Origin of the sequence: Pectobacterium odoriferum, from assembly GCF_009931295.1 — a bacterium.
GTDB classification, from domain to species: Bacteria; Pseudomonadota; Gammaproteobacteria; order Enterobacterales; family Enterobacteriaceae; genus Pectobacterium; species Pectobacterium odoriferum.
The window spans coordinates 2600060-2612668 of sequence record NZ_CP034938.1 but is presented as its reverse complement, the minus strand read 5'-3'; the positions used below and the strand labels follow the sequence as shown (position 1 = coordinate 2612668).

Sequence of the window (12609 nt, the reverse complement as noted above, 5' to 3'; positions counted from 1 at the left end):
GGCCGCTGAACGCGGCATTGAGCTTAGGGCCTGTCGGAAATCTGTAAGGCGAGCTGGTGGATGATAGCGGCGGTTAGTCCCCAGACAAACTGCTGCTGGTACCAGGAAAGATAAACGCGATGGCGCTGTTGCTTGCGCTCAATATCCAGCGGGTAATAGCGCGTTAGCGCGAAGGCCTCGTCCAACGGCATTTCAAACAGTTCGGCGACTTCGTCTTCATTTGGATGAAAGCGAGTCTGTGGGGCGATCAGCCCGACGACGGGTGTGACCTGAAAACCGCTTACGCTATCCAGCGGCGGTAATACGCCTAGCACCTGTACGTTTTCCGGTGGGATAGCCACTTCTTCTTGCGCTTCACGCAGCGCCGTTTCGATGATTGAACGATCTTCTTTATCAGCGGCCCCGCCGGGGAACGCCACTTGTCCAGCATGCTTACGTAGTTCGGCAGAACGTCGCGTCAATAACAACGTAGGCGTAGGGTGACAAATAATCGGCACCAGAACCGCAGCCTGACGCTGCTGGTGCACAGGCCGTAGCGATGGCGGAAGCTGTAACTGAAAGCGCATAATAAAGTCATTCAGCGCAAAAGCCGTTGGCGGCAAGGCGATCTCACTCATTGACTCAGTACCTGAATTGTCTGGGAACCATCTATACTCGTCATACTTCAAGCTGCATGTACGTTGACTACGCTACTCGCTCCACTTGCGTGGACCTCGCCCCGCTGGGGCCGCTGCAAGCAGCGTTCAAATCTGCCTCTGGCAGATTTGTCAGTCACCCGAATCACTTACTTATGTAAGCTCATCGGGATTCCCTCTCTTGCCGCCTTCACGCAACTCGAATTATTTAGGGTATAGCAGGGGAAGAATACGACCTACTTTATCAAACGTTTCCTGATATTCAGCCTGTTCCTGACTGTCGGCGACGATGCCGCCGCCCGCCCAGCAGTAGATTCTGCCGCGTTCGGTTAGTAACGTCCTGATGGTGATATTGGTATCCATAGTGCCGCACAGGCTGATATAGCCGATGCTGCCGCAGTAGGCATTGCGGCGCTGAGGCTCCAGCTCTTCAATAATCTGCATGGCGCGAATTTTGGGCGCGCCGGTAATCGATCCACCGGGGAAACAGGCGCGTAGCAGCGTGGTTGCAGGGCAATCTTCCGGTAGCTGTGCTTCAATTGTGCTGACCAGATGGTGCACTGCGGGGAAAGGTTCGACGACGAACAGTTCCGGCACACGAACGCTGCCCGGCACCGCGACACGACCGATATCGTTACGTAGGAGATCGACAATCATCAGGTTTTCTGAGCGATCTTTCTCCGAATTAGCGAGCCGCTCCGCCTGCTGTTTATCGGCATCCGAGTCTGCGAGGCGCGGTAGCGTGCCTTTAATCGGGCGCGTTTGGATGCGCTGATTTTCCAGCCAGAGAAAACGTTCCGGCGATACGCTGATGACGGTATTTTCCGGCAGGCGCAGGAAAGCGGAAAAGGGCGCTTTATTGCCTGCTGACAGTCGTAAAAATGCCTGCCATTCATCACCATCGTAAGCCGCGGAAAATCGCTGTGCCAGGTTGACCTGATAGCAGTCTCCTGCCAAAAGATAGCCCTGTATTTTGCGGAATTTTTCGCCGTACGCCTCGCGTGACATATTCGGCTGCCAACTACTGGTAAGGCTGAAATCGGCTTTTGGGGCGTTAACGGGCGGAGTCGCTAACCAGTCGAGCTTTGCCTGAAGGGAATGATGTACGATCAGCGTTAACGTCTGCCGATGGTGGTCGGCAACCAGCGCCCAGTCGTATAGACCCACCGCCATATCCGGCAGGTCGATGTCCCGTTCGGCCTGTGCGGGCAGCGTTTCAATCTGACGTCCCAGATCGTAGCCGAACAGGCCAAGTGCGCCTCCCTGAAAAGGGAAATCAGGATGTGTTTCCACGGGCAACGAGAGTGAATCAAGCTGCTCTTGCAATAAGGTAAACGGATCGCCCTCTACGGTTTTCGTGACGCTGTCACGTGTGATTTCTGTCTTGTCTCCGCGCGTGCAAAGCGTGACTCGCGGGTCAGCGACCATAATATCGAAACGGTTATGCGGATGATCGGCAAACCCGGAATGCAGCAACATCGCCCACGGTTGTTGAGAAAAAGGCGCAAAGCGCTCGAGCAGCACCGTTGGGTAGTAAGGCAGTGCGTGATAGATAACGGCGGAGCCCGTCGCTGTGGTTGAATCGCTTGCGTTAGGTACGTGAGTCGTATTGGCGGCAGTCATGTTTTTCGTGTTGTGTTCACTGTGTGGTTGTGTCGATAGCGTATCGATTTTCCTGCCCACAGCGTACCACAAAGCGGAAATGCTGGTGTATGCCGAAGCGGGCGTGCGATGATACAGGCGAATTTACCAACCAGGAAACTATCATGATTGCAGGTATGCCCGCGCTGACGCACAAGCAGCAACAAGATGCCGTAGAGCGTATTCAGGAATTAATGTCTGAGGGCATGAGCAGTGGACAGGCGATAGCACAGGTTGCGGCGGAGATCCGTCAGAATCATCAGGGTGGCAATGTCGCGGTGATGTTTGACGAAGATGATGACGCGTTTAATGACAGCGACGAAGAACACCATTTTGACGATGGAGAAGAGGAAGAAGAGCAATAACCACGCTTCCCCCTTATACCCGTCATACTTCAAGTTGCATGTGCGTTGGCTTCACTTAGTCACCCGAATCACTTACCTGAGTAAGCTCATCGGGATGAAATGAGAGACATCCTGTCTCTCACCGAAGGCCAGCCTTTGGCTGGACAAATTCGTTCCCGACAAATTTGTCCCTCGCTTGCCGCGTGATTCGGCCTTGTGTCCTCACCCCTTCGGGGTCAGCACAAGCGCTGTTCAAAACGCTAACGTTTTGTCCTGAAACTCGAATTATTTAGGGTATAAAAGTGGTGATGGCTTATACCGCCGCAATCGCTTTGATTTCGACTTTGAATTGCGGATGCATCAATTTAGCCTGCACGGTGCAGCGTACAGGCGCGCTACCCGCCACGACCCAAGCATCCCACGCGGCGTTCATCGCAGCAAAATCATCCGCATCGGCGAGAAAAATCGTCACGTCTAACAGCTTGCTCTTATCCGTTCCCGCCTGTTGTAGGATCGCATCTAACGCGCCCAGCGCGTTTTCCGTTTGCGCCTGTGCGTCGTCATCCAGATTTTCCGGTACGCTGGTGTAATAGAGCGTGTTGTTGTGGATGACGGCGTCTGACCAACGTGCTTCAGGATTAATTCGTGTGATCGCCATGAGGTGGGGTTCTCCATGTGGGGATAATTAAAATAGTGACATCAATCAATACCAGCCGCCAAGCCTAACACAGCAGGTTCCGGCACGCTTTCCTGATTTAGGGTGGTAGCGTCGGGTGACTCTTGGCATAATCAGCGCGATATTTTGCCACGGCCTGAAACGGTCAGCGGCTTACAAATTTACTCTAAATAATTCAAGTTTCAGGACAAAACGTTAGCGTTTTGAACAGCGCTTGCGCTGACCCCGAAGGGGTGAGGCCACAAGGCCGAATCACGCGGCAAGCGAGGGAATCCCGATGAGCTTACTCAGGTAAGTGATTCGGGTGACCGAGCGCAGCCAACGCACACGCAACTTGAAGTATGACGAGTAAAAGCATTCCCTTGAAAAAGAGAGCAGGCGTGACGAACGATCGTGTAATTGATGATTTTGCTAATGACGGCGTGCTGGCGAAAGCGATCACGGGCTTCAAGCCTCGTGAACCACAGCGACAGATGGCGCAGGCAGTCATGCGGGCCATCGACGATAAAACGGCGCTGGTGGTGGAAGCGGGAACTGGAACCGGTAAAACCTATGCTTACCTTGCGCCCGCCTTGCGTTCAGATAAAAAAGTCATCATTTCAACCGGTTCGAAAGCGCTACAGGATCAGCTCTATAGCCGCGATTTACCGACGATCGCGCAGGCGTTGAAGTACAAAGGCAAATTAGCGCTGCTGAAAGGTCGCTCGAACTACCTCTGTCTGGAACGGCTTGAACAGCAATCGCTGGGCGGCGGTGATTTACCCGGCGAAACGCTGAGCGAACTGGTTCGGCTGCGCGGCTGGTCGTCGGAAACGACGGAGGGCGATGTCACGACCTGTTCAGGCGTGGCAGAAGACAGCGCGATCTGGCCTTTAGTGACCAGTACCAACGATAACTGTCTGGGCAGCGACTGCCCGCATTATAAAGAGTGCTTCGTGGTGAAAGCACGGCGTAAAGCGATGGATGCCGATATCGTGGTGGTTAACCATCATCTCTATCTGGCCGATATGGTCGTGAAGGAGAGCGGTTTTGCCGAGCTGATCCCAGAAAGTGATGTCGTCATTTTCGATGAAGCCCACCAAATTCCCGATATCGCCAGCCAATATTTCGGCCAGCAGCTTTCCAGCCGCCAACTGCTGGATCTGGCGAAAGACATCATCATTGCTTACCGCACCGAAGTGCGTGACGCTTCTCAACTGCAAAAAAGTGCCGATCGCCTGACGCAAAGTACGCAGGATTTTCGGCTGGCGCTGGGCGATCCAGGGTTTCGCGGTAATCTGCGCGATGTGCTCGAACAGCCGTCGCTTCAGCGTGCGCTGGTGTTGCTGGATGATGCGCTGGAGCTGTGTTACGACGTTGCGAAACTGTCGCTTGGGCGTTCAGCGCTGCTGGATGCCGCCTTTGAGCGTGCCACGCTTTATCGCAACCGCCTAAAACGGTTGAAAGACGTGCAGCTACCGGGTTACAGCTACTGGTACGAATGTAATTCACGTCATTTTGTGTTGGCGCTGACGCCGTTGTCCGTCTCCGATCGCTTTCGTGAATTAATAAAAGAGAAGCCTGCGGCTTGGGTGTTTACCTCCGCGACCCTGTCGGTTAACGACCAACTCTTCCACTTCACCGATAGGCTGGGGCTGGATAACGCGAACACGCTCCTGTTACCCAGCCCGTTTGATTATGCCAATCAGGCGCTGCTCTGCGTCCCCCGTAATTTGCCGGAAACTAATCGTCCCGGTGCGGCAAAAAGGCTGGCGGCGATGTTGCAGCCGTTGATCGAGGCGAATCAGGGGCGCTGCTTTATGCTGTGTACCTCGCATCAGATGATGCGCGATTTGGCGGCCGAATTCCGCGCTACGCTGACGCTACCGGTGCTGTTGCAAGGAGAAACCGGCAAGGCCCAACTGTTGTCGCAGTTTGTGTCGGCGGGTAATGCCTTGCTGGTGGCGACCAGCAGCTTCTGGGAAGGCGTGGATGTGCGCGGCGATACGCTCTCCTGCGTCATTATCGATAAACTGCCGTTTACCTCGCCGGACGATCCGCTGCTCAAGGCGCGTATTGAAGACTGCCGCTTGCGCGGTGGGGAGCCTTTCGACGATGTGCAGGTTCCTGATGCGGTGATTACCCTGAAGCAAGGCGTCGGGCGACTCATCCGTGATGTCGACGATCGCGGTGTGATTGTGATTTGTGATAACCGGCTGGTGATGCGTCCGTATGGTGCCGTTTTCCTTAACAGCCTGCCGCCGACGCCGCGTACCCGCGATATTCGGCAGGCGATTAATTTCCTGACGCGTAACACATAATTCCCAATTGGCGGTTGCCGCATGGCCTGACCGATGGTGGGAAGGGCTGCGGCACGACAGGGGCTTATGCTATGATACGAGCCATTAAGATTTATTTATCCTGCCTGAGGTTGGCATGTCTACGCGAATTCTAGCGCTTGATACTGCAACGGAAGCCTGTTCCGTCGCACTCTGGAATGAAGGTGAAATTCATTCTCTGTTCGAAATTTGTCCCCGTGAACACACACAACGTATTCTGCCGATGGTTCAGCAGGTGCTGGCCGATAGCGGCCTGACGCTCAAGGATCTTGATGCGCTGGCCTTTGGTCAGGGGCCGGGAAGTTTTACCGGTGTGCGGATTGGTATAGGTATTGCCCAAGGACTGGCGTTGGGAGCGGATTTACCGCTGCTTGGTGTATCGTCATTGGCGACGATGGCGCAGGGGGCTTTCCGCTTAACGCAGGCAACGCACGTGCTGGCGGCCATTGATGCACGGATGGGAGAAGTGTACTGGGGCTGCTATCAGCGTGATGCTGACGGTAGCTGGCAGGGCGAGTCCGAGGAGGCCGTATTGAAACCTGAACAGGTGCAGGCGTTAACTGCCGCGCTGTCAGGTAAATGGGCCACGGTAGGAACCGGATGGGAAACCTATCCTGAGCTGGTGAACCATTCCTCGCTGGTGCTAGCAAAGGGCGACGTGCTGTTGCCGCAGGCGCAGGACATGTTGCCTCTGGCCTGTCAGCTATGGCTGGCAGGAAAAGCGGTCAGCGTCGAGAATGCGCAACCGCGCTACCTGCGCAATGAAGTGACTTGGAAAAAGCTGCCAGGACGCGACTAGTCAGAATGCACATTCGGCGTGAAGTATACCCGTCATAAACAGCAACTTATTCGATGCTGAGCAGTCTAACTATCAGATATCTGGTAGAGGGGGTTGTGCCATGTCCGTACAAATAAAGAGCGTACAAATAAAAAGCGTACAGATGAAGCGTGTGCATCTGAATCAGAAAAAAGCACGTCTCGGTATGGTGGTTGTGACAGCGCTGCTGCTTTCAGGCTGTGTCACGGTGCCGGATGCCATTAAAAGCATGTCGCCAACGCCGCAGGACGATTTGGTGCGTGTGATGAATGCGCCGCAGATTTATGTCGGTCAGGAATCACGCTTTGGTGGGCGGGTGGTCAGCATCCGCAATGACGCAAATAAAACGCGTCTGGAAATTGCCAGCATGCCGCTGGATAGCGGTGCGAAACCTCTGTTGGATAGGCCGTCAGAAGGGCGTTTTATTGCCTATGTGAATCGCTTTCTGGAACCTGTCGATTTTAAAGACCAATTGGTCACCGTTGTCGGACCGATTGTCGGCACCGAACAGGGCGCTATCGGGGATAAACCCTATCGTTATGTCGTGATCGATGCGCAGGGCTACAAGCGTTGGAATGTTGTGCAGCGCCTGATAACACCACCCGGCGGCTATGGCTATGGCCCGTGGGGATGGCGAGCGGGTTACGGCTATGGTTGGGGCCCAGGATGGGGATTTGACGGCGGTTGGCTCGGTCCGGCACGGATTGAGAATATCGTGACAGAATAAGAATAGGGCTATTTTACTTGTCATTTTGAACCTGGGCAGTGCTCGCACAAACGCAATTGCGTTTGAACGCCACGTGTGGTGGCCGCAGGGTGAGCGTAGCGAATAATCCTCACGTACTACGTGTACGCTCCGGTTTTTCCGCGCTGTCCGTGTCCAAACTGACTGCGCTAATAACGCCCTGTGGGGTAGGCTCTAAAATTATTTCGTTCAACGTAAAGAGATCAGGCGACGCAGGTTGCCTGATTTTTTTTTGAATAAAGAATAAATTAGTGATCGATCTCGCAACCTTAACATTGTTTATTAGCTAACTGGTAGGCTGAGTTAAAATAATGTTAATAACAATAAGCCTCTGAGGGCGACGACGATGCCACTAAAAAAATATCTCGGGAGTGACGTCTTGGAAAAAATTTGGTTATCACGCTATCCGGCGGATGTGCCGGCGGAAATCGATCCGGACCGCTATTCGTCGTTGATTGAAATGTTTGAAAATGGCGTGAGGCGTTATGCCGATCGCCCTGCGTTTATCAACATGGGTGAGGTGATGACGTTTCGTAAGCTGGAGGAGCGGAGTCGGGCATTTGCGGCCTACCTACAAAACCAGCTTAAATTGCAGAAAGGCGATCGCGTGGCGTTGATGATGCCCAATTTGCTGCAATATCCCGTGGCGCTGTTTGGCGTGTTGCGTGCGGGTATGGTGGTTGTCAACGTTAACCCACTGTATACGCCACGGGAACTGGAACACCAGCTAAAAGACAGCGGCGCCAGCACGATTGTTATCGTGTCTAACTTCGCGCATACGCTGGAAAAAGTCGTTCATAACACGGCGGTGAAGCACGTTATCCTGACTCGCATGGGTGACCAGCTATCCACAGCAAAAGGCACGCTGGTTAACTTCGTAGTAAAATACATTAAGCGGCTAGTGCCCAAGTATCATCTGCCGGATGCGATATCGTTTCGTCGTGTTTTGCAGGAAGGGCGACGCCAGCAGTATGTTCGGCCTGATATCATCAATAGCGATCTCGCCTTTCTGCAATATACCGGCGGCACGACGGGTGTAGCTAAGGGCGCCATGCTCACGCACCGCAATATGCAAGCGAATTTGGCACAGTGCCTTGCGGCCTATGGCCCAGTATTGAGGGAAGGAAATGAATGGGTGGTAACGGCATTGCCGCTGTACCATATTTTTGCGTTGACGGCTAACTGCCTGCTGTTCTTTGAGTTGGGCGGACAAAATCTGCTGATCACCAATCCCCGGGATATTCCCGCGGTAGTAAAAGAACTGAAACAGTATCCTTTTACTGCGATTACGGGCGTCAATACGCTGTTTAATGCGTTGTTAAATAATAAAGAGTTTCATGAGCTCGATTTCTCGACACTGCGATTGTCCGTTGGAGGCGGTGCGTCGGTGCAACGGGCGGTAGCGGAACGCTGGGAGAAGTTAACGGGTAAACATCTGCTTGAGGGATATGGGTTAACAGAAAGTTCCCCCTTGGTGGCCGTGAACCCTTATGATCTCAAACATTACAGCGGCAGCATCGGGCTGCCGGTGGCATCAACGGATGTCAGAATCATTGACGACAACGGTAACGATGTTGGACCGGGTGAGTCGGGTGAACTGTGGGTGCGCGGGCCACAGGTGATGTTAGGCTACTGGCAGCAGCCTGCCGCGACGGACGATGTGTTAAAAGACGGCTGGCTGGCAACGGGTGACATTGTCACTTCTGACGATGAGGGATTCCTGCGTGTCATCGATCGTAAGAAAGACATGATTCTGGTTTCTGGCTTCAACGTCTATCCGACGGAAATTGAAGATGTTATCAGCCGCCATCCTAAGGTATCTGAGTCGGCGGTGATTGGGGTGGAGAATGAGGTCTCCGGTGAGGCAGTCAAAGCCTTTGTAGTCAGGCGTGACAACTCGTTAACGAAAGAGGAACTCATTACGCACTGCCGCCGCAATCTCACGGGCTATAAAGTGCCGAAAGAGATCGAATTCCGTGACGATTTGCCGAAATCTAACGTTGGGAAAATCCTGCGTCGCGAATTACGTGACGAGAAGAAAGCGAAGAATGACGCTGCCGCCTGACGATTTTCCGCGAAAAACGACTGCCAGAGAGAGGCAGGACGCGATATGATGTTTTCACGCCGGTTTATCCGGCGTTCTTTTTTATGGCGAATAACCTATGGGCCGTCGCTCACAACGTTAAAAATGTCCGCCGGGAATTTTTACGGCGATACGGATTTGACCCAGAACCGTAAAGTAAAAACAACCAAGAGAATGACGTTTTGAATTATCAGTTGATCACTTCCGACATCGGGTTACAACAGGTTTGCTCCCAGGCGCAACGCTTTCCGCAGGTGGCATTGGACACGGAGTTCGTCAGAACCCGCACGTATTATCCGCAATTAGGGTTGATTCAATTGTATGACGGCGAACAGCTTTCACTCATCGACCCGTTAACGATTACCGATTGGGCCCCTTTTCAAGCGTTACTGCGTGATGAACAGGTCACTAAATTCCTGCATGCGGGCAGCGAAGATCTGGAAGTGTTTCTCAATGCGTTTGGAACGCTACCGACGCCTTTCATTGATACACAGATTCTGGCCGCATTTTTAGGCAAGCCGCTCTCGTATGGTTTTGCTGCGCTGGTGGCTGACTACATGGGCGTGACGCTGGATAAAAGCGAGTCGAGAACGGACTGGCTTGCTCGTCCGCTGAGCGAAAAACAGTGTGATTATGCCGCTGCCGATGTGTTCTATCTGTTGCCAATGGCCATTCGATTAGTGGCAGATACGGAAGCAGCAGGGTGGATGAACGCCGCGCTGGATGAATGTCTCCTGCTGTGTCAGCGTAAACAGGATATCCTGGCACCAGCGCTGGCCTATCGCGAATTTGGCAACGCCTGGCAACTGCGTGGCCGAAATCTAGCTTGCCTTCAGCGTCTGGCTGAGTGGCGTTTGCGTAAAGCGCGTGAGCGAGACAGCGCGGTGAATTTTGTCGTACGTGAAGAGAACCTCTTGCAGGTGGCACGTTGTCTGCCGACGTCGCTGGGTGAACTGAGCTCGCTGGGGCTGAGCGGTCCGGAAATTCGCTACCACGGCAAAATGCTGCTGGACTGTGTTGCACAGACGGACGGTATTACTGATGCGGATTGCCCACCGCCGGTGATTAATTTGATCGACTACCCTGGCTATAAAAAAGCGTTTAAAGATATCAAAGCGCTAGTGCAGCGCGTGAGCGAACAGAGTGGATTATCCGCCGAGCTATTGGCCTCACGTCGCCAAATTAATCGTCTGCTGAACTGGCACTGGAAATTAAGTGGGCAAGATGCGGGGATGCCGGAAATGTTGTCTGGCTGGCGCGGCCAGTTATATGGCGATGAACTGCGTGAAATTGTGCAGGGCTATTAATCACCAGTAAACACGTCTTATCAATACGCCTTATTTGCTGTGATGATGCCATCATGAAACAAGCAGCAAATAGGGTGATAAGAATACGGTGAAAAAAATAAAATAAGAAATAAAAAGACTGGCTAAATATACAGTCTGTTGTGGAATGAAACGCACTTAATTTGATGTATGACGGGAATAGATATCCCCTACGTAAAAGCAGGGGATACTACAGCAGAAAAATCATTTAGGCGTTTCTTCCGCTTCCGGTAAGGTAACGTTCAACTCAAGCACGGAAATATCATCTCCTTTTTGCTCAAGCTGAACCGTCACCATCTCAGGATCAATCTGTACATATCTACAGATAACCTCAAGAATGTCTCGCTTTAATTGCGGCAGATAATGGGGCTCGCTATCTCCCCGGCGTCGCTCCGCGACAATAATTTGCAGCCGTTCCTTAGCAATATTGGCTGTCGTTTTTTTGCGGGACAGAAAGAAGTCCAGTAAAGCCATAATTTATCCCCCAAAAAGTCGTTTAAGAAAACCCTTCTTCTCTTCTTCAACAAAACGGAAAGGACGCTCTTCACCAAGCAGACGTTCAACGGTGTCCGCGTAGGCTTTACCTGCATCGGCTTCCGCATCCAGAATGACGGGTTCGCCCTGATTAGAGGCGCGGAGCACGGATTGGTCTTCCGGGATCACGCCAACCAGCGGAATCCGCAGGATCTCAAGAACGTCTTCCATACTCAACATGTCGCCACGGCTCACCCGGCCTGGGTTGTAGCGCGTCAACAGCAGATGCTCTTTGATCGGATCTTCAGAACGCTCTGCACGACGTGATTTCGAAGACAGAATGCCTAGAATACGGTCAGAGTCGCGAACGGAAGAGACTTCCGGGTTGGTGGTGATAATCGCTTCGTCAGCGAAATAGAGCGCCATCAATGCACCGGTTTCAATCCCAGCGGGTGAATCACACACGATAAAATCGAATTCCATGTCACCCAGATCGTTGAGCACTTTCTCTACGCCTTCATGCGTTAGCGCATCTTTATCACGCGTTTGTGATGCTGGCAGAATGTAGAGATTATCCGTTCTCTTATCTTTGATCAGCGCTTGATTCAGCGTGGCATCACCCTGAATAACGTTGACGAAGTCATACACCACGCGACGCTCACATCCCATGATCAGATCGAGGTTACGCAGACCAATGTCAAAATCGATGACAACCGTCTTTTTTCCTTTCTGGGCTAAACCGGTAGCAATGGCCGCGCTTGATGTGGTCTTGCCAACGCCCCCTTTACCCGATGTAACAACAATGATGCGTGCCATAAATGTTTCCTTGGGAGATTCTAGTCTAGAGGTTTTATCGTTAAAACATTGTCCAGCTGGTGCAGATTGATCCGTGCTGGCTGCCCAAAATACGCTTCAGGAATCTGATCGCTCAGCCAGTAACGGCCAGCAATCGAAACCAGTTCTGCGGCCAGATGCGTACAGAATATCTGGCTCTGAACATCGCCAGAAACGCCTGCGAGGGCTCGGCCGCGCATCATGCCGTAAATATGAATATTGCCATCGGCAATCACCTCAGCACCCGCGCTCACGCTGCTTGTGACGATTAAGTCACAGTTCCGGGCGTAAATCTGTTGGCCGGAACGAACGGGGGTGTTGATGACTTTCGTTTTCACCGCAGCAGGAACGGCGGCGACGGGCTCGACGACCCGGCGTTGTGCCTTACCTTCGCTCAGAAGGGGAAGCCCCGCCTGCGCAATGATTTTCTTTAATACATCGTCAGTGCATCCGCTGACGCCAACGACATGCAGGCCGGTTGACGAAATGGCCTGCTGTAATTTTATCCAGTCGGTTTCCGCTGTTAATGCAGCAACATTAATCACAACGGGGGCATTTTTCAGGAAAGCAGGCGCTTGCTCTATTTTTTCCTGTAGTGCCTGGTAAATTACCTCGGGTTGGGAATCATGCAAATGAACAACCGATAAGGTAAAGCTGCTGCCTTTTAGCTCTATTGGCGTTTGTGACATCTATCCTGACTCAGTTTCAGCATCTTTT

General features: G+C 52.6%; 12 protein-coding genes. 6 read left to right on the top strand and 6 right to left on the bottom strand.

Features of this window, described 5'->3' with window-relative positions; all coding sequences use genetic code 11:
* Positions 1-23: 23 nt before the first annotated feature.
* Positions 24-617 carry a CoA pyrophosphatase gene (locus EO763_RS11590; protein WP_161529036.1) on the bottom strand — a complete coding sequence of 198 codons (594 nt, stop codon included), beginning with the start codon at positions 615-617 and terminating at the stop codon, positions 24-26.
* Positions 618-839: 222 nt separating this feature from the next.
* Positions 840-2258 carry an aminodeoxychorismate synthase component 1 gene (gene pabB / locus EO763_RS11585; RefSeq protein ID WP_161529035.1) on the bottom strand — a complete coding sequence of 473 codons (1419 nt, stop codon included), beginning with the start codon at positions 2256-2258 and terminating at the stop codon, positions 840-842.
* 143 nt (positions 2259-2401) lie between these two features.
* On the opposite strand from pabB, the gene EO763_RS11580 reads away from it, so the two are divergent.
* Positions 2402-2641, top strand: a complete 240-nt coding sequence (locus EO763_RS11580; RefSeq protein WP_039544969.1) for a YoaH family protein — start codon at positions 2402-2404, stop codon at positions 2639-2641.
* Positions 2642-2933: 292 nt separating this feature from the next.
* Here EO763_RS11580 and EO763_RS11575 read toward each other — a convergent pair whose 3' ends face one another.
* Entirely contained in the window at positions 2934-3278 is a 345-nt protein-coding gene (locus EO763_RS11575) for a RidA family protein (RefSeq protein WP_039531433.1), read from the bottom strand.
* Positions 3279-3676: 398 nt separating this feature from the next.
* On the opposite strand from EO763_RS11575, the gene yoaA reads away from it, so the two are divergent.
* From yoaA to rnd, 5 genes are all read left to right on the top strand, one after another.
* Complete coding sequence (gene yoaA / locus EO763_RS11570) at positions 3677-5596, top strand: DNA repair helicase YoaA (protein ID WP_233963136.1); 1920 nt, start codon at positions 3677-3679, stop codon at positions 5594-5596.
* A 115-nt stretch (positions 5597-5711) separates the two neighbouring features.
* The gene (gene tsaB / locus EO763_RS11565; protein WP_161529033.1) at positions 5712-6413 is read left to right on the top strand and encodes a tRNA (adenosine(37)-N6)-threonylcarbamoyltransferase complex dimerization subunit type 1 TsaB; all 702 of its coding nucleotides are present in this window, start codon (positions 5712-5714) and stop codon (positions 6411-6413) included.
* Between the two features lie 100 nt (positions 6414-6513).
* On the top strand, positions 6514-7158 hold the full coding sequence (locus tag EO763_RS11560; RefSeq protein ID WP_161529032.1) for a Slp family lipoprotein: 645 nt from the start codon (positions 6514-6516) through the stop codon (positions 7156-7158).
* A 397-nt stretch (positions 7159-7555) separates the two neighbouring features.
* Positions 7556-9241: a long-chain-fatty-acid--CoA ligase FadD gene (gene fadD, locus EO763_RS11555; protein WP_161529031.1), complete on the top strand. Its 1686-nt coding sequence runs from the start codon at positions 7556-7558 to the stop codon at positions 9239-9241.
* 200 nt (positions 9242-9441) lie between these two features.
* Complete coding sequence (gene rnd / locus EO763_RS11550; RefSeq protein WP_161529030.1) at positions 9442-10566, top strand: ribonuclease D; 1125 nt, start codon at positions 9442-9444, stop codon at positions 10564-10566.
* Between the two features lie 222 nt (positions 10567-10788).
* Here rnd and minE read toward each other — a convergent pair whose 3' ends face one another.
* The 3 genes from minE to minC are packed head-to-tail and all read right to left on the bottom strand — an operon-like array spanning position 10789 to position 12581.
* Entirely contained in the window at positions 10789-11058 is a 270-nt protein-coding gene (gene minE / locus EO763_RS11545; RefSeq protein WP_005968801.1) for a cell division topological specificity factor MinE, read from the bottom strand.
* A 3-nt stretch (positions 11059-11061) separates the two neighbouring features.
* Positions 11062-11874 (bottom strand): septum site-determining protein MinD, encoded by an 813-nt coding sequence (gene minD / locus EO763_RS11540; RefSeq protein ID WP_010299911.1) that lies wholly within the window; start codon positions 11872-11874, stop codon positions 11062-11064.
* 20 nt (positions 11875-11894) lie between these two features.
* Positions 11895-12581, bottom strand: coding sequence for a septum site-determining protein MinC (gene minC / locus EO763_RS11535; RefSeq protein ID WP_161529029.1), 687 nt, complete (start codon positions 12579-12581; stop codon positions 11895-11897).
* Positions 12582-12609 lie beyond the last annotated feature (28 nt).

Coding starts and splice junctions, on each gene's coding strand:
- EO763_RS11590 (WP_161529036.1), bottom strand. CDS start 617: ATGAGTGAGATCGCCTTGCCGCCAACGGCTTTTGCGCTGAATGACTTT.
- minC (WP_161529029.1), bottom strand. CDS start 12,581: ATGTCACAAACGCCAATAGAGCTAAAAGGCAGCAGCTTTACCTTATCG.
- pabB (WP_161529035.1), bottom strand. CDS start 2,258: ATGACTGCCGCCAATACGACTCACGTACCTAACGCAAGCGATTCAACC.
- minE (WP_005968801.1), bottom strand. CDS start 11,058: ATGGCTTTACTGGACTTCTTTCTGTCCCGCAAAAAAACGACAGCCAAT.
- minD (WP_010299911.1), bottom strand. CDS start 11,874: ATGGCACGCATCATTGTTGTTACATCGGGTAAAGGGGGCGTTGGCAAG.
- EO763_RS11580 (WP_039544969.1), top strand. CDS start 2,402: ATGATTGCAGGTATGCCCGCGCTGACGCACAAGCAGCAACAAGATGCC.
- EO763_RS11575 (WP_039531433.1), bottom strand. CDS start 3,278: ATGGCGATCACACGAATTAATCCTGAAGCACGTTGGTCAGACGCCGTC.
- EO763_RS11560 (WP_161529032.1), top strand. CDS start 6,514: ATGTCCGTACAAATAAAGAGCGTACAAATAAAAAGCGTACAGATGAAG.
- tsaB (WP_161529033.1), top strand. CDS start 5,712: ATGTCTACGCGAATTCTAGCGCTTGATACTGCAACGGAAGCCTGTTCC.